At 62.5% G+C, this 16,662-nt stretch carries 16 protein-coding genes; 7 read left to right on the top strand and 9 right to left on the bottom strand.

The window, feature by feature from the left end:
• Positions 1 to 3 precede the first annotated feature (3 nt).
• Positions 4 to 732: a maleate cis-trans isomerase family protein gene (locus L5014_RS19745; protein WP_238465427.1), complete on the bottom strand. Its 729-nt coding sequence runs from the start codon at positions 730 to 732 to the stop codon at positions 4 to 6.
• 38 nt (positions 733 to 770) lie between these two features.
• Entirely contained in the window at positions 771 to 2,066 is a 1,296-nt protein-coding gene (locus L5014_RS19740) for an MFS transporter (RefSeq protein WP_238465426.1), read from the bottom strand.
• A 229-nt stretch (positions 2,067 to 2,295) separates the two neighbouring features.
• Here L5014_RS19740 and L5014_RS19735 point away from each other — a divergent pair, with 229 nt between their 5' ends.
• Complete coding sequence (locus tag L5014_RS19735; RefSeq protein ID WP_238465425.1) at positions 2,296 to 2,994, top strand: GntR family transcriptional regulator; 699 nt, start codon at positions 2,296 to 2,298, stop codon at positions 2,992 to 2,994.
• A gap of 72 nt (positions 2,995 to 3,066) precedes the next feature.
• Positions 3,067 to 3,824, top strand: a protein-coding gene (locus tag L5014_RS19730) for an IS5 family transposase (protein WP_238465424.1) whose coding sequence is annotated in 2 segments (ribosomal slippage) — positions 3,067 to 3,382 and positions 3,382 to 3,824 — 759 coding nt in all. Because the reading frame shifts where the segments join, the coding sequence is not laid out codon by codon here.
• 199 nt (positions 3,825 to 4,023) lie between these two features.
• On the opposite strand, the gene L5014_RS19725 is transcribed toward L5014_RS19730, so the two are convergent.
• From L5014_RS19725 to L5014_RS19705, 5 genes are all read right to left on the bottom strand, one after another.
• On the bottom strand, positions 4,024 to 5,247 hold the full coding sequence (locus L5014_RS19725) for a DUF3734 domain-containing protein (RefSeq protein ID WP_238465423.1): 1,224 nt from the start codon (positions 5,245 to 5,247) through the stop codon (positions 4,024 to 4,026).
• Complete coding sequence (locus L5014_RS19720; RefSeq protein ID WP_274389433.1) at positions 5,244 to 6,029, bottom strand: 3-hydroxybutyrate dehydrogenase; 786 nt, start codon at positions 6,027 to 6,029, stop codon at positions 5,244 to 5,246. Before L5014_RS19720 ends, L5014_RS19725 begins: the two co-directional genes overlap by 4 nt.
• Before the next feature lie 81 nt (positions 6,030 to 6,110).
• Positions 6,111 to 6,845, bottom strand: coding sequence for an acetoacetate decarboxylase (locus L5014_RS19715; protein WP_238465422.1), 735 nt, complete (start codon positions 6,843 to 6,845; stop codon positions 6,111 to 6,113).
• A 455-nt stretch (positions 6,846 to 7,300) separates the two neighbouring features.
• The gene (locus L5014_RS19710; protein WP_420800102.1) at positions 7,301 to 7,504 is read right to left on the bottom strand and encodes a glycine zipper 2TM domain-containing protein; all 204 of its coding nucleotides are present in this window, start codon (positions 7,502 to 7,504) and stop codon (positions 7,301 to 7,303) included.
• 106 nt (positions 7,505 to 7,610) lie between these two features.
• The gene (locus tag L5014_RS19705; protein WP_238465421.1) at positions 7,611 to 9,158 is read right to left on the bottom strand and encodes a DHA2 family efflux MFS transporter permease subunit; all 1,548 of its coding nucleotides are present in this window, start codon (positions 9,156 to 9,158) and stop codon (positions 7,611 to 7,613) included.
• Positions 9,159 to 9,309: 151 nt separating this feature from the next.
• On the opposite strand from L5014_RS19705, the gene L5014_RS19700 reads away from it, so the two are divergent.
• A complete protein-coding gene (locus tag L5014_RS19700; RefSeq protein WP_238465420.1) occupies positions 9,310 to 9,753 on the top strand; it encodes a MarR family winged helix-turn-helix transcriptional regulator in 444 nt (147 codons plus the stop codon).
• Between the two features lie 63 nt (positions 9,754 to 9,816).
• On the opposite strand, the gene L5014_RS19695 is transcribed toward L5014_RS19700, so the two are convergent.
• Positions 9,817 to 11,307 carry an aldehyde dehydrogenase gene (locus L5014_RS19695; protein ID WP_238465419.1) on the bottom strand — a complete coding sequence of 497 codons (1,491 nt, stop codon included), beginning with the start codon at positions 11,305 to 11,307 and terminating at the stop codon, positions 9,817 to 9,819.
• 132 nt (positions 11,308 to 11,439) lie between these two features.
• A complete protein-coding gene (locus tag L5014_RS19690) occupies positions 11,440 to 11,967 on the bottom strand; it encodes a cupin domain-containing protein (protein ID WP_274389435.1) in 528 nt (175 codons plus the stop codon).
• A 487-nt stretch (positions 11,968 to 12,454) separates the two neighbouring features.
• Here L5014_RS19690 and L5014_RS19685 point away from each other — a divergent pair, with 487 nt between their 5' ends.
• The 4 genes from L5014_RS19685 (at position 12,455) to L5014_RS19670 (ending at position 16,608) form a co-directional block, all read left to right on the top strand.
• A complete protein-coding gene (locus tag L5014_RS19685; RefSeq protein WP_238465462.1) occupies positions 12,455 to 12,679 on the top strand; it encodes a hypothetical protein in 225 nt (74 codons plus the stop codon).
• 296 nt (positions 12,680 to 12,975) lie between these two features.
• Positions 12,976 to 13,776 carry a gamma-glutamyl-gamma-aminobutyrate hydrolase family protein gene (locus L5014_RS19680; RefSeq protein ID WP_238465417.1) on the top strand — a complete coding sequence of 267 codons (801 nt, stop codon included), beginning with the start codon at positions 12,976 to 12,978 and terminating at the stop codon, positions 13,774 to 13,776.
• A gap of 35 nt (positions 13,777 to 13,811) precedes the next feature.
• Entirely contained in the window at positions 13,812 to 15,146 is a 1,335-nt protein-coding gene (locus tag L5014_RS19675; RefSeq protein WP_238465416.1) for a glutamine synthetase family protein, read from the top strand.
• A gap of 19 nt (positions 15,147 to 15,165) precedes the next feature.
• Positions 15,166 to 16,608, top strand: a complete 1,443-nt coding sequence (locus L5014_RS19670; RefSeq protein ID WP_238465415.1) for an aspartate aminotransferase family protein — start codon at positions 15,166 to 15,168, stop codon at positions 16,606 to 16,608.
• The last annotated feature ends 54 nt before the right edge of the window (positions 16,609 to 16,662 follow it).

The raw sequence follows: 16,662 nt of genomic DNA, 5'->3' as shown, positions 1-16,662 counted from the left end.
ACTTCATGCAACTTCGGAAAACAGGCGACCCCAACCCGCGAGCCGGGTCGTATCGTAGCCCGCGAGCTTCAGCGACTTCCACACCACGGTGGAGATCGTGTCGTAGAGCGGGATGCCGTGCTGCCGCTCCACTTCCTCGGCCAGATGCGCGGCACGCAGATTGGTACAGTAGGTGACGATCGCCTCCGGGCTTTGCTTGGCGACTTCGCGAATCTGTTCGCGCAGCGTGTCTTCGGTTACTTCGGAGAACTGGAAATTCACCTTCAGGCCGAGATGGCTTTCAGCAGCGCAGTCGATGCCGTTCTCGCGGTAATTGGCCACGATCTTCTGCTGGACCTCTTCGAGGTACGGGCTGACCAGGCCGAACTTGTTCACTCCGGTTTTCACCAGAATTTCGTTCAATGCCAGCACCGAAGTGGTCGCGGGGATGCCCGTCGCCGCTTCGATTTCGCGGCACAGGCGACGGTCGGTCTCGAACCCGAGCCAGCCCGACGACGTGCCGTTCCATGCGATCACATCGACCTTGGCGTCGGCCAGCAACCGCGCGGCCTGAATGATGTTGGTGGTGTCGAACTGTCCGAGCGCCTGCTCGGACAGCGAGATCTCGGTGACCGTGAAGCGTGAGAAATGGGCGCTTACACCGGGCAATTTAGCCACCATCGCGCTCGTGATGGGCTCGAGCGCGGTGTTGGATGACGGGGTAAGCATGCCGAGCAGGACGCGTTTGCTCATGATGAAGTCAGCGATCAGTAACTAAGGGTGAAGAAAGCTCAGACGGGCAGCTTGCGTTCGTAGTCGATCAGCGTCGAACAGACGAACAGGCCTACGCCCGCGGCAGCGAAAAACATCAAGGCCAGAAAATACGAGCCGGTAGTCTGCACGATCAGGCCGACGATGATCGGGACGAGCACGCCGCCGATATTGCCGCCGAGATTCATGAAGCCGCCGAGAAAGCCGACCTTGTTGCGGGTACCGAGGATGGAGGGCAGGCACCAGTACAGACCGCACCAACGCAGGAAAAACAGCGTGGACGCGAGCAGGATCACCACCGTCACCGGGTTCTTGATATAGGCGACCGAGAAGATCGATGCCGTGGCCGCCACGGCGGCGATACCGAACAGCGTGCGCATCACGCGATTGGGCATTCCGCCCGCAGCCTTCCACTTGTCGGCGATCCATCCGCCGATCAGTTCACCCACGAAACCGCTAAAGAAGATCGCGAAGCTGGCGCCGCCCATCTGCTGGATATTGAAGCCGTAAACCTTGTTCAGATAATTCGGCATCCAGGTGAGCAGACCGTAGAACAGCGAGTTGAAGCACATCCAGCCGAAGAACATGCACCACACCGAGCGATAGCGGAAAAAGTCCACGCTGCGGCCGCTGGCATCGGTCGGCTCGCTGTGGTGCTCTTCCTGCAGGGCCGCTTCGAGATAGTCCGCTTCGGCCTGATTCACCGACGGATGCTCGCGCGGGTTGTTGCGGATGTAGTACCAGGCAAACAGGCCGGCGAGCATGGTGCCCACACCCGCCACCACGAAAGACGTGCGCCAGGAGCCGAACTCGCTGATCAAGCCGGAAATGATCACCGCACCGAGTGCCGCGCCCAGCGGGGCGCCGCCGTCGAGCAGCGTCGCGCCGCGGCCGCGTTCGTGCCGCGTCATCCACATGGTGTTGAGCTTGCCGCCCGCCGGGTAGATCGGCGCTTCCGCAGCGCCCAGGCCGAGGCGCGTGAGGATCAGCGCGGTGGCCGTCGTGCACATGGCGGCAATGCCCTGGAAGAAACCCCAGAACAACGTGGCGCACGCGATCACGATGCGCGGCTTGAAACGGTCAGCCAGCATGCCGCCCGGAATCTGCATGAACGCATAGGTCCAGAAGAACGAGCTGAGAATCAGCCCCTGCACGGCGGGAGCGATATTGAATTCCTTGGCGATGAGCGGCATGGCCACGGACAGCGAGGCCCGGTCCACATAGTTGATGGAAATCAGCATCAACATGATCAGAAAGATTCGCCAGCGCACGCCGGTTCTGGCCTCGGCCTGCACGGCCGCATTTACGGTTCGCATCTAAGTCTCCTCCGTTCGCCTGTTCATGGCCTTCGGGTTTCATGTCTGTGACCGGGACCGCTCCCGGCCCAGCCGCGCTGCATGCGCCGAGGCAGTATATGATTTCTAATTATAAATTACAAGCAATGCAATCCTTTGAATTTGCTTGGTTTTTACTTTTTTGTAGATAGGCTGCCAGGGCTGTAGCACAATTAAGCAAAGACGGAAGATTCAAACGGAAGCAAGCGACATGGACATGAAGTCACTACCGGCGGACGCCCGCAAGCGGATCAGCCTGCGCGGCACGGGGATGTACGCGGCGATCGCGGAGCGATTGCGCGAGATGATTCTCGAAGGTGAACTGGCGCCCGGCGAGCATATCGATGAGAAAGCGCTGTGCGAGCAGTTCGATATCTCCAGGACGCCGCTGCGCGAAGCGCTCAAGACGCTGGTGACCGAGGGGCACGTGACCCACCGCCAGCACATGGGCTTTCAGGTTGCGCCGATCAACAAGGATGAGATCGCGGCCATCTTCGAAGTGCTGCATGGCCTGGAGGAAACCGCCGGGCGGCTCGCTGCGCAGCGTATCGATGAGAAGCAGATGAAGGTGCTTATGGAGCAGCATCGTGCGATGGAGGCCTATCATCGCGACGGCAAGCGCACCGCCTACTATCGCGCTAATCAGAAGGTGCATCAGCAGATCGTCGATGTCGCCAGTAATCCTGTGCTGTCCGATTTGTACGCTTCGTTGATGAGCAAGATCCATCGTGCAAGAGGGGCGGCCAATGCAGATGTGCTGCGCTGGGCCGAATCGCTGGGCGAACATGGGGACATACTGGAGGCGCTGGCGAGGCGCGATGGTGCAGGTCTCGGGCGGTTGCTGCGCGAGCATTCTGAGCATACGGCGGCCGAAGTCATGAAGGTGCTGCGGGCCGCAGGCGGAGATTAGAAGAGTTTTGGGGGGCGATGTGGTTTTTTAGGGCCTGTTCACACTAATTTTGTTTGACCGTATACTTCGGTGATGGAAATCACCGAAGCCCAATATCAGCGTATCGAGCATTGCCTGCCACGACAGCGTGGCAATGTCAGCCTGACGAATCTGCAGGTGCTGAATGCAATCCTTTACGTCGCCGAGCACGGCTGCAAATGGCGCGGACTGCCCAAGCGATTCGGTCGCTGGCACACGATCTACACCCGAATGAACCGCTGGTCCAGAAGTGGCGTGCTGGATCGGGTCTTTACGGAATTGCAGCGTGAGCAGATCGTTCGCGTCAGGATTGAAGCGGTCTCGCTGGATAGTACGGTGGTAAAGGTTCATCCTGATGGTACCGGCGCATTAAAAAAAACGGACCACAGTCGATTGGAAAATCCCGTGGCGGATGGACTACCAAGATTCATATGGTTGCCGCGGATGCTCGAACAGCCATAACGTTCGCGCTGTCGCCCGGCCAGGCAGGCGACGCGCCGCAAGGGCGCGCCCTGCTGCAAAGCTTGGGACCGACCAATCGGCCACTGCACCTCATAATGGATAAGGCGTATGAGGGTGACGAAACACGGCAACTCGCGCTCGGCCTGGGTTTCATTCCCGTCGTACCGCCCAAAAGCAATCGCCTTGAGCCATGGGAATATGATCGGGAAATGTATAAACGCAGGAACGAAGTTGAGCGCCTGTTTCGCCGCCTCAAAGGCTTCCGTCGCATCTTTTCCCGGTTCGAAAAACTGGACGCGATGTTCCTCGCCTTCATCAATTTCGCGCTCATCGTAGATGGGCTCAGATAGTGTGAACAGGCCCTAGTTCGCAGGGGCTGGTGTCGTTCGCTTTGTCTTTCGCGTTTCCTTGTTTTCGTGTCGGTATGCCAGCGTTGCCCCTGTGCGGGGCAACACTAATAGACCACCGCGAAACCAAGGAAACGCGAAAAAAAGCACAGCAAACCACCAACCGCACCAGAGACGAAAATGGTCAGATTATAAAAAGACCCTAGCCACTCACTCGATGAACGTCGTGCGTGACGAAGCCAGTCTGATTACCAGGCAAGTCGAGCCAGGTGTCGTTGCTGAGCGTACCGCGAATATCAGTCAGCCCGGCCTCCCAATGACTCTGCATGGTAGTCCGGCCGAACTGATAGTCCTTGTCGCCGCGCTCGAACGTCTGCTGTTGGTAGATCAGTTGCAGCACGTTATAGCGCTTGCTGCAAGCGAGATCGTCGGCAATCTTGCAGAGGCGGTCACTTTCGCGCGTAGCCTTCGGCACCCGCTCCAGCAACTCGCGCAACAGATGCCGGTAGCGCTGCTCGCGTTGCAGCATGTCCGTGACGAAGCGCGTGCGGCTCGAATACTGAATATCCTTCACACGCATGCCCACGTTCTCCAGCGTTTGCGGCACGGGGCCGCGCGCACACCAAAGATCCACCTGAAACACCAGTGTGTCGCGGCGCGGCGATGCGCTGAGCACTTCAGACAACGGCGTATTCGACACCACGCCACCGTCCCAGTAAAACTCGCCGTCGATTTCGACGGGCGCGAAGCCCGGCGGCAACGCACCCGAAGCAATGAAATGCTCGGCGCGCAGCGTCGTGCGCGTATTGTCGAAATAGACGAAGTTCCCGGTAGCCACATTCACGGCGCCCACCGACACCCGCGTCTCGCCGGAATTGATCCGGTCGAAATCGCAGAACCGCTCGAGCGTGGCCTTGAGCGGCGTGGTGTCGTACCAACTGACCTGATCCGGCGCGCTCGCTGCCCAGGGCAGCGGCGTCGGGATGCGCGGCGCAAAGAAGCCGCTCTGGCCTTGCGCAGCAGCGCTGGCCGCCTGCAACGCCGTCAGCATCGAGCGCGTGGCGTCGGAAGCCGTGAACAGCATGTGCTCGATCGAGGCAGGCATGGCCGGGGTGAAGCGCGGCTTGCAGATCGTCTCCCAGAACGCCCGTAACATCGGCACCCGCATGGACGGTTCGTTCCCCGCAATGATGGCCGTGTTGAGCGCGCCGATCGAAATACCCGCCACCCAGTCGAGCGCAATGCGCGCCTCGTCCAGCCCCTCCAGCACGCCGGCCTGATAGGCGCCCAGCGCGCCGCCGCCCTGCAGCACGAGCGCGACCGTTTCGTAGCCGAGGCTGCGCGCGCGCTGCGTGCGCACGGCCTCGGCGGCTGCCGCACCACGGCTGGAACGCGTGGACGGCTTTGCGTTGGCAGCTTCGCTCATTGCATGAACCAGCCGTGGCTCACCACGAGCGACTGGCCGGTGAGCGCCGCGCTCGGGAACGCCGAGAGGAACAGCACCGTCTGCGCCACGTCTTCGACTGTCGTGAAGATGCCGTCCACGGTGCCGCCGAGCATGACGTGCTTGATGACCTCTTCTTCGCTGATGCCCAGTTCCTTCGCTTGCTCGGGAATCTGCTTTTCCACCAGCGGCGTGCGCACGAAGCCCGGGCAGACCACGTGCGAGCGCACGTTGTGCTTGCCGCCTTCCTTGGCAAGCACGCGCGCGAGACCGAGTAGCGCATGCTTGGCCGCGACGTAGGCCGACTTGAGCGGCGAAGCCTCGTGCGAGTGCACCGAGCCCATGTAGATCACAGTGCCGCCGCGATCGTCCTTGTACATATGCTTGAGCGCCGCCTTGGTGGTGAGAAACGCGCCGTCCACGTGGATGGCCTGCATCTTTTTCCAGTCGGAGAACGCGTAGCTCTCGATGGGATTCACGATCTGGATGCCGGCGTTCGAGACGAGGATGTCGATGGAGCCAAACGTGGCGGCCACCTGGTCGATGCCCTCGTTGACGGCCTGCTCGCTGGTCACGTCCATGGCCACACCCATGGCCTTGCCACCCGCACGCTTGATCTCGTCCGCGACGGCTTGCGCACCGGCGGCGTTGAGGTCGGCGATGGCGACCGCCGCGCCCTGGGCGGCAAGCGTAAGAGCGATTTGCTTGCCGATCCCGCTGGCCGCGCCAGTAACCACTGCAACCTTGCCTTCGAGCTTGTTCATGATGTTGTTTCCACTTTGCTTGAGTTGGAATGAATGGGACTGGTCCAGGCTGCGCTGAACTGAACTGGACCGCGTGGCCGCTTACTGCGCGAGATAGTCGTGAACGACTTCACCGAGGCCGAGTGTGAGGTCCGCGAGCAGATGCCGCGCCTCGACAATTTCGAGCACCGGGAGGTCGGCAACGGGGGCGAGTGCGTGTGGCATCAGATGCAACGCGGCGGGCCCGGTCCAGGCACCCTTCAGCACGATGTCCTTCATGTAGTAACGCACCAGCTCGCAAACGCGCGGCGAGCCGTCCACATGCGGCACGATCTTGAGCAGGTAGTTGGGGCCCGCGAGCCGACGCGCCTGCTCGGCCAGGTCGAGTTCGCGATGCTTGTAGCCCATGGTGCCCGTGGCGATGCGCACCGGGCCGTAATCGAGTGTGCCGACCAGCGTGTCCGAGTGCGGCGCGAGCCTGGGCGTGGCGAGCTTCTTGGGGAATCCCCACAACTCACGGCCGCCCGCTATCGGCGGATGGTCGTCGAGATACATCGAGTGCGTGTAGCTAGCGGGCTGCCCCTCGTACATCACGGAAATGACCTGGCCGCTTTCGGTGTAGTCGCCGAAGCCGGTGGAGTCCGGCATGCGGATGAACTCATAGCTGACGAGGGGATCCGTGACCTCGAGCGGCTCGGGCACGACCTTGCGCAACCGCTCGATGTCGGTGCGATACGTGATGATCAGAAACTCGCGATTGACGAACTTGTAAGGCCCCGGCGGAAAGGCCGGGCTGGTGAGCGGCATTGCGAAAGCCTTCGAACGTATGTCTTTCATTTACGGCCTCGGTGATGTTGCGATAATGCTGGGCAACACTTCGGATTACGAATTGCTTGAGACAAACGCTCAAGCGGACGGTCGAGCACATGGGCAACGGCATCCCGATGAGCGGGACACCATGTGATGAGAGACAGCCGGGATGAAAGGAATTGCGTTATCCAGGGAATGGCATCTCGGCGAAAAGTATATGCGCCGAGCGTCGAGCAATGCGCCGCTAGTCAAGCGATGTTTGAGAATGGTTAAAGGATATTTTCGAAAGCGCGTTGGCGATGGTCGATGGCAGAACGGAGCACATTCCGCTCAGCGCGAGCCCGCCTCGGGCTCGCATCGGGCGAGTACACGGTGATATTGAAATCAGTCCCGCCGCTATACTTATTTGCGAATGCGGCGGGCAATATCACGCATAACGTGCAAGACAAGAAAGTTTTGCAAGGTGAAGTCGCGCAGGGCGCTTATTTGCCGAGCTCGTGCCCGATCACACCGCCCGCGACGGCACCCCCCACGGTGCCCACGGCACTGCCGTTGGTCGCTCTGTTGCCGATATAGCCACCCGCCGCGGCGCCGCCCAGCGTGCATGCGCCGGCACCCAGCATCGAGACAGTGGCGGCAACGAGAACGCATGCGCGCACTGCGCGGCTGCGTCGAAGCCAGGTCATCGTTCATTCTCCCGATTAAAACCATGACCTGATTGCTGCAAGCAGCGTGCCATCGCTTCATGTCGCATCGCAACGCAACGGCGGTGCGCGAAAAAGGCGCTGGAGATCAGTCCATCGCCGCGTGGCTCGCATCGACCGCCCCGCTGCCCGCGGAAGGCCGGATCAGCACGAGCAGCGGAATCACGAGCAGCGTGGCGACGAACATCATCTTGAAGTCGTTCAGATACGCAATCATCTGCGCCTGCTGCGTGATCGACTGGTTGAGCACCGCGAGATCGTACCGCGATCCGGCCGCGAGCATCGGCTGGAGCGCGGGGTTGAACGGCGTGATGTGCGCGGCGAGATCCGCATGTGCGATCTGCGTGCCGCGTGTCACGAAGGTCTGCACGATGGAAATGCCGATACTGCTGCCGATGTTGCGCATCAGGCTGTACGTGGCGGTGCCGTCCGCGCGCAGTTGGGGCGTGAGCGTCGAGAACGTCAGCGTGGACAGCGGCACGAACACGAAGCCCAGGCCGAAACCCTGCACCACGCCGGGCCAGACGATATCGGAGGCCGAGAGCACGAGCGTGTATTGCATCATCTGCCACAGCGCATAGGCGGACACCGCGAAGCCGAACAGCAGCATGGCGCGCGCGTCCACGTGCTTGAGCAGGCGCCCCGCGATCAGCATGGCCAGCATGGTGCCCGCGCCGCTCGGCGCCGTCACGAGGCCGGTGGTGGCGACCGGATAGCCCATCAGGTTCTGCAGCATCGGCGGCAGGAGCGCGCGCGTCGCGTAGAGCACCGCGCCGATCACGAAGATGAACAGCGTGCCCGTGGCGAAATTGCGGTCCTTGAGCAGTTGATAGCGAAAGAACGTGTTGGGGCCCGAGGTGGCCGTGTGCACGATGAAAAACGCGAACGCAATGCAGGCCACGAGCGCTTCGATGCGGATTTCGAGCGAGCCGAACCAGTCGAGCTGCTCGCCGCGATCGAGCAGGGCCTGAAGCGCGCCGATGGCGAGCGCCAGCGTGGCGAAGCCGAACACGTCGAAGCGCGTCTCGCGGCGCGGCGTGCGCGATGGCATAAAGGTGGAGACGCCGAAGAACGCGAACGCGCCGATCGGCACGTTGATGAAAAACACCCAGCGCCAGTTGTAGCTATCGGTAAGCCAGCCGCCCAGCGTGGGGCCGAGCACGGGCCCCACCATCACGCCCATGCCCCAGACCGCCATGGCTTGCCCCTGGCGCTCGCGCGGATTGATGTCGAGCAGGATGGATTGCGAGAGCGGCACGAGCGACGCGCCGAATATGCCCTGCAACAGGCGCGAGGCGACGATTTCGCCCAGTGTTTCCGAAAGCCCGCATAACGCCGAGGCCACCGTGAAGCCTGCAATCGCCACGCCGAGCAGCGCCTTCACGCCGAAGCGGTCGGCCAGCCAGCCCGTGAGCGGCGTGGCGATGGCCGCCGCCACGATGTACGAGGTGAGTACCCACGTGATCTCGTCCTGCGACGCCGAAAGCGTGCCCTGCATATGCGGGAGCGCCACGTTGGCAATCGTGCTGTCGAGCGTCTGCATCAGCGTGGCAAGCATGATCGACAACGTGATCATGCCGCGATTGAGCGGCGCGCCCTCTCGCTGCGAGGCGGTGCCGTGCGGGACTGCGGTCATCGTGGGTTTGGGCGAAGCGTGAAAAAAGCCTGGGAAAATAATAAGCCTGCTTATTATACGACTCGCCCGACCCGCGCAATCGGGAGGAACAGGGGTGCCGGTGCGGGTCTTTCACGGGGCGCCCGGCTCATGGCCCCCGTATAATCGCGCGATGACTACCGACCTCGAACAGCGCTTCGGCTTCATGGTCGTCGACGTCGGCCGTCTGTACGGCAAGCGTTACGACGAACTTGCGAAGTCGTCGCTCGAACTCACGCGCGCGCAGTGCCGCATCATCGCGTACCTCGCGCATTACGGCGACATGAACCAGGCGAGCCTCGCCGAGCGGCTCGAAGTCGCGCCGATTTCCGCCGGCAGGCTGCTGGAGAGAATGGAGGAAGGCGGCTGGGTCGTGCGGACCCCCAACCCCGAGGACCGCCGCGAATTGCTGGTGAGTCTCACGCCGAAGGCGGAGGGTGCGCTCAACGGCGCGCGCCGCGTGGGCGACGAGGTGCAGGCGGAAGCGCTGTCCGGCTTCACGCCCGAGGAAGCCGAGCAGTTCGGCCTCATGCTCCAGCGCGTGCGCGCCAACCTGGGCGCGCTGATCGAGCGCTGATCGAGCGCTGATCGAGCGCTCGTGCGCTGCCGTGCGCGCCGCCGCGCACGGCTCGCCCATCCCCTAGCGCAACCGCACGAGCGTGGACTTCAGCTCGGTGTACTTCTCCAGCGCGTGAAGTGATTTGTCGCGGCCATTGCCCGACTCCTTGAAGCCGCCGAACGGGAAGTTCATGTCGCCGCCTTCGTCGTAGCAGTTGACCCACACGGTGCCCGCGCGCAAGCGGCGCGAGATCTCGTGCGCATGCGTGAGGTTCGCCGTCCACACCGCCGCCGCGAGACCGTAGTCGCTGTCGTTGGCGATGCGCACGGCTTCGTCGATGGTGTCGAACGTAATGACCGAAAGCACCGGTCCAAAAATTTCCTCGCGCGCGATGCGTGCGTCATGGCGCGTATCGAATACCGTCGGCTCCACGTAGAAGCCGCCGCTCGACGCGTTCACGCGCTCGCCGCCCAGCAGCAGCGCGGAATCCTTGCGTCCCGCCTCGATATAGCCGAGCACGCGCTCGAGCTGAACCTTGTCGACGATCGCGCCCATCGAGACATCGGGATCGAGAGGATTCCCAGGCTTATAGGCCTTCGCCGCTTCCAGCAGCTTCGCGAGAAACACATCCTTGATCTCGCGCTGCACGAGCAGGCGCGAGCCCGCCGTGCACATCTCGCCCATGTTGTAGAAGATCGCGCCCGCCGCGGCTTTTGCTGCGCGGTCGAGGTCCGGGCAGTCGGCCAGCACGATGTTGGGCGACTTGCCGCCGAGTTCGAGCCACACGCGCTTGAGGTTGGACTGGCCCGCGTACTGCATGATCTGCTTGCCCACGTTGGTCGAGCCCGTGAAGGCGAGGCAGTCCACGTCGCGATGCAACGCCAGCAGCTTGCCCGGCTCGCCGCCGCCAGGCAGCACGTTGAACACGCCCGCCGGAATACCGGCCGCATGCGCGAGCTGCGCCACGCGAATGGCCGTGAGCGGCGACTTCTCGGAAGGCTTGAGCACGACGCTGTTGCCTGCGGCAAGCGCCGGGCCGAACTTCCACGAAGCCATCAGGATCGGGAAATTCCAAGGCACCACGGCCGCCACCACGCCGATGGGCTCACGCGTGACGAGGCCCACGAGATGATGGTCGGCGGGCACGACTTCGCCGCCCACCTTGTCGATGGCCTCGGCGAACCATTCGACGCAATAAGCCGCGCCCGGCACATCCACCGTGGTGGTGTCGCCGATGGGCTTGCCCGCGTCGAGCGTTTCCAGCAGCGCGAGTTCGTCCAGGTGCTCGCGCATGAGCGCGGCCCAGCGCAGCAGGACCGCCTTGCGCTCGCGCGGGTTGAGGCCGGCCCATACACCCTGTTCGAACGCGCGGCGCGCAGCGGCGACGGCGGCATCGACATCCGCCGCGCCGCAATCGGCTACGTTTGCGAGCACGCGGCCGTCGATGGGGCTCACGCAGTCGAAGGTGCGGCCCGAATAGGCGTCGCGCGAAGCGCCGTCGATGAATGCGCGCCCTTCGATCGAGAGCGATGCGGCCTTGTCCTGCCAGTAAGCGAGAGTTCTCTTTTCCATGAGGATGCCTCAATGATTTGCGATTCGTTCGACCTGCGGCCGTTCGCTCGAAGTGTGGCGGATAAGCGCGGCGAGTTTCAGCCGGGCTTCATGCCAACGGTGGCAGCAAGAATCGAACCGGATATGCGCGAGTCAGAAAGTGGGCGGCGAATTGGCCGACACCACCTCGCAAACATCGCTCGCGCTGGGATTGCGAAACCGGTGCGGAAGACGGCTTTCGAAGTAGTAGCTGTCGCCGGGGTCGAGCAGCCAGGTCGTGCCGTCCACGGTCAGTTCGAGTTGACCGGCCACCACGACGCCGCCCTCGTGCCCCGCATGCACGAGCATCTCCGCGCCCGTATCGGCAAGCGGCTGGTACACCTCGCGCATGATGCCCATATTGCGGTCCTTCACGTTCGCACCCGCAAGATAGAACTCGATGGACGCGTTGCCGAGGTTCGGCATCTCGCCGCGGCGCGACACCACGCTCGCGCCCTCGTTCAGATCGAACGTGAAGAATTCCGCGAGACTCATGGGAATGCATTCGAGCAACTTCTTGAGCGACCCCACGGAGGGACTGACACGACTTTGCTCGATCAGCGAGATCGCGCCGTTCGTGACGCCTGCGCGCTTGGCCAGTTCGCGTTGCGACAACCCATAGCGCTTGCGCACGTAGCGCAGACGCGTGGCGACTTCAGTGGTAGCGGATGCGGCGGACTCGGTCACGTTCGAAAGCCGGTTGGTCAGGAGCGCGCCGGAAGACAACTGCGGGTAGCAGCGAACGACGAATAGAACAACAGCAAAAACGGCGCGGTGTACGTGTTGAATATTCTAATCAGTTTGCGCTTTTTTGCGTCAGTGGAAACCCCTGTAAGTAAATCGAAATATAAAAATAGCAGGCCATATTTCGCATTATTCGCTGTTTGCCACATGTCCTCGGGAAAGTGCTGACATAAAAAACGTAAAAAATAATTGACGCCCTTTTTGGCTCGTATATCCTGAATGACAGGTTGATCGAACGATGAGCATCAGCGTGACACTGCAATGCAACACGCCGTTCATGCGCAATACATCGAAAGACACCAATGTTCAGATTGATGCAGTGCGAACCATTCATGTCGCACTGAATGAATCGGGCAATTTTTCAACCACCCAGTCGAGTGTAATTGTGAGAGTCCGTGGCCCTCTGGTGAGATGGGATCGAAGTCATGCGAGGTGTCTTCGCAGCGACTACGCCGCCATCGCCGACGGCATTAGCGGCAGGCTTGCCTCTCGCCTGTTTCTGTCCGTCTTCACAGTCCTTTCCCGGCGGTCCGTTCGGCGTCGTAACGCCGTCTCCGCACGCGCTTTCATCGCCATCCATACCGACGAAGTCGCGTCGCTGCTGCCCTAGCGCCTCTCCTTCCTGCGCCGTTCGTTTTCATCGCCGTCAACCACACGCGAGCCGTATTGCTGCGCGCGAGCGGCGTGGCTGCGCACGTCTTTCCACGGTCGCGCCGCATAACGGCCGAAAACGAACCGCCTACATGATCTCCACGCGCAGCGCGATGCGTTAGCGACGCTTTCGCGCTGCACCCAAGATTTGCGGCCTTGCCTCGTGCAAGGCTGCAAGGTCATGTCACGCCCGCAGCGTTGCCGCAAAACCCTTTGCATTGGCGTTGCGCGGGCACAAGAAGCGAAACATTAGTCATGCGAACCAAACCGTTGATTGGAGTGACCGCCGATCGCACGATGATGGGACCGCACGCGTCGCACGTGGCCGGCGAGAAGTACATCGCCGCTGTCGTGGACGGCTCGGGCGGGCTCGCATTGGTGCTGCCGGCGCTCGGCGCGCGGCAGGCAGCGGCCGACATACTCGAAGCCGTGGACGGCCTGCTCTTCACCGGCAGCTACTCGAACGTGGAGCCGCATCGCTACGGCGGAGCGGCGAGCGCTGCGGGCACGCTGCACGACCCCGAGCGCGACGCCACCACGCTGCCGCTGATGCGCGCGGCCATCGATTCGGGCGTGCCCGTACTCGCCATTTGCCGTGGTTTTCAGGAGATGAACGTCGTATTCGGCGGCACGCTGCATCAGCAGGTGCATGCCGTTGCCGGGCTCGACGATCATCGCGAGAACAAGGCCGATCCGCTTGAAACGCAATACGGCCCGGCGCATTCCGTTGCGCTGACCGAGGGCGGGCTGCTGCAAAGGATCGCCGGCGGTGCAGGCAAGACGCGCGAAGCCCGCGTGAATTCGCTGCACGGGCAAGGCATCGAAACGCTCGGCGCCGGTCTGGTTGCGCAAGCAACGGCCCCCGATGGCCTCATCGAAGCGGTCAGCGTGGCGAATGCGACGAGCTTCGCGCTCGGCGTGCAATGGCACCCCGAGTGGCAGTACGCGCAAAACGCCCTATCCACTGCGATCTTCCGCGCGTTTGGCGACGCCTGCCGCGCGCGCATGCTGGCCCGAATACCGTGCGGAGCCGGGCGCCAACCCGCGCACGCCTGAATGACGCCGGCTCATACAGAACAGAGAGAACGATCATGCACGACATCGACGAATTCCTGAAGAAACACCACATCACCGAAATCGAAGCGATCATCCCCGATATGGCGGGCATCGCGCGCGGCAAGATCATCCCGCGCAGCAAGTTCGAATTTGGCGAGGCCATGCGGCTGCCGCAAGCCGTGATGATCCAGACCGTGACCGGCGATTATCCCGAAGACGGCAGCCTCACGGGCGTCACCGACCCCGACATGGTGTGCGTACCGGACCCCTCCACCATCCGCATCATTCCGTGGGCCGTCGATCCCACCGCGCAGGTGATCCACGATTGCGTGCACTTCGATGGCACGCCGGTCGAAATCTCGCCGCGCCGCGTGCTGCGCCGCGTGCTCGAGCTCTACCAGGCGAAGGGCTGGAAGCCCGTGATCGCGCCGGAGCTGGAGTTCTATCTCGTCGATATGAACAAGGACCCGGACATTCCGCTCACGCCGCCGATCGGCCGCACGGGCCGTCCGGAAACCGGCCGCCAGGCGTATTCGATCGAAGCCGTGAATGAGTTCGACCCGCTCTTCGAAGATATCTACGAGTACTGCGATATTCAGGAACTGGAAGTCGATACGCTCATTCACGAAGTGGGCGCGGCGCAGATGGAAATCAACTTCCTGCATGGCGATCCGCTCAATCTCGCGGACCGCGTGTTCCTCTTCAAGCGCACCGTGCGTGAAGCGGCGCTGCGCCACCACATGTACGCCACCTTCATGGCGAAGCCAATGGAGAACGAACCCGGCTCGGCCATGCACGTGCACCAGAGCCTCGTGTCCGCCGAAAGCGGCCAGAACCTCTTCACGGGTGCCGACGGCAAGCCCACCGACATGTTCCATGCGTATATCGCGGGCCTGCAGAAGTACACGCCCGCGCTGATGCCGATCTTCGCGCCGTACATCAATTCGTATCGCCGGCTCTCGCGCTTCATGGCCGCGCCCATCAATGTGGCGTGGGGCTACGACAACCGCACCGTGGGTTTCCGCGTGCCGTATTCCTCGCCGGTTGCGCGCCGTGTGGAGAACCGCATTCCGGGCGTGGACACCAATCCATATCTCGCGATTGCCGCGACGCTGGCCGCTGGCTATCTGGGCATGACGCAGCATCTCAAGCCCACGGAGCCGCTCGTGAGCGACGGCTACTCGCTGCCCTATCAGTTGCCGCGCAATCTGGAGGAAGGCATCACGCTGATGGCCGCGTGCGAGCCGCTCAAGGACATCCTGGGCGAGAAGTTCGTGCGCGCGTATCTCGCGCTCAAGGAAACCGAATACGAAGCGTATTTCCGCGTGATCAGTTCGTGGGAACGCAAGCACCTGCTGCTGCACGTGTAAAACAAAGGAGAAACAAGAGATGAGCTATCGAATCGACGCCCCCGCCAGCGCGCTGCAAGAAGTGCCGACGACGCTGCGCGCGCAATCGGTCCAGCCCGCACGCTCCACTGCCGACTATCGCGCACTCGACGCCGCGCACCATTTCCATCCGTTCTCCGACATGGGCGCGCTCAACAAGGCAGGCAGCCGCGTGATCGTGAAAGCGAAAGGCGTGTACCTGTGGGACTCGGAAGGCAACCAGATCATCGACGGCATGGCCGGCCTCTGGTGCGTGAACGTGGGTTATGGCCGCAAGGAACTGGCCGATGCCGCGTACAAGCAGCTCCAGGAATTGCCGTTCTATAACACGTTCTTCAAGACCACGCACCCGCCGGTGATCGAGCTTTCGGCGCTGCTCGCCGAAGTGTCGCCCGAGCCCTTCAATCACTTCTTCTATTGCAACAGCGGCTCGGAAGGCAACGACACGGTGCTGCGCATCGTGCATCAATATTGGCTCACGCAGAACAAGCCTTCGAAGAAGGTCGTCATCTCGCGCAAGAATGCCTATCACGGCTCGACCATCGCGGGCGGCACGCTCGGCGGCATGGGCTACATGCACGAGCAGATGCCCTCGAAGGTCGAGAACATCGTGCATATCGATCAACCGTATTTCTTCGGCGAAGCACAGGGCGACATGACGCCCGAGGAGTTCGGCCTCGCGCGCGCGCAGCAACTCGAAGCGAAGATTCTCGAAGTGGGCGCGGAGAACGTGGCCGCATTCATTGGCGAGCCGTTCCAGGGCGCGGGCGGCGTGATCTTCCCGCCCTCGACCTACTGGCCGGAAATCCAGCGCATCTGCCGCAAGTACGACATTCTGCTGTGCGCCGACGAAGTGATCGGCGGCTTCGGGCGCACCGGCGAATGGTTCGCACATCAGCACCTGGGCTTCGAGCCCGACCTCATCACCATGGCCAAGGGTCTCACGAGCGGCTACGTGCCGATGGGCGCGGTGGGCCTGCACGACCGCATCGCGAAGGCGCTCATCGAGAACGGCGAGTTCAACCACGGCCTCACGTACTCGGGCCATCCGGTGGCCGCCGCCGTCGCGGTCGCGAACCTCAAGCTGCTGCGCGACGAGCGCATTGTCGAGCGCGTGAAGACGGACACGGGCCCGTACTTCCAGCAGCGCCTGCGCGAAACCTTCGGCCATCACCCGATCATCGGCGACATCTCGGGCGCGGGGCTCGTGGCGGGCCTGCAACTTGCCGAAGATCCGAAGACGCGCAAGCGCTTCGCGAATGGCGGCGAGGTGGGCACGATCTGCCGCGACTTCTGCTTCAACGGCAATCTCATCATGCGCGCCACCGGCGACCGCATGCTGCTCTCGCCGCCGCTCGTGATCACGCGCGGCGAGATCGACGAAATCGTGTCGAAGGCGAAGAAGGCCATCGACGCAACCGCGCAACAACTGGGACTTTCGTAACGCTGCAAACGTCAGGGCCGGCGGCGCACGACGGGGTGCGGGCGCCGCCCGCCA

It is taken from the genome of Paraburkholderia tagetis, from assembly GCF_022213065.1.
In the GTDB taxonomy this organism is placed as follows: Bacteria; Pseudomonadota; Gammaproteobacteria; order Burkholderiales; family Burkholderiaceae; genus Paraburkholderia; species Paraburkholderia tagetis.
The sequence above is the reverse complement of the archived record's forward strand: the minus strand, read 5'-3'. Positions and strand labels throughout refer to the sequence as shown.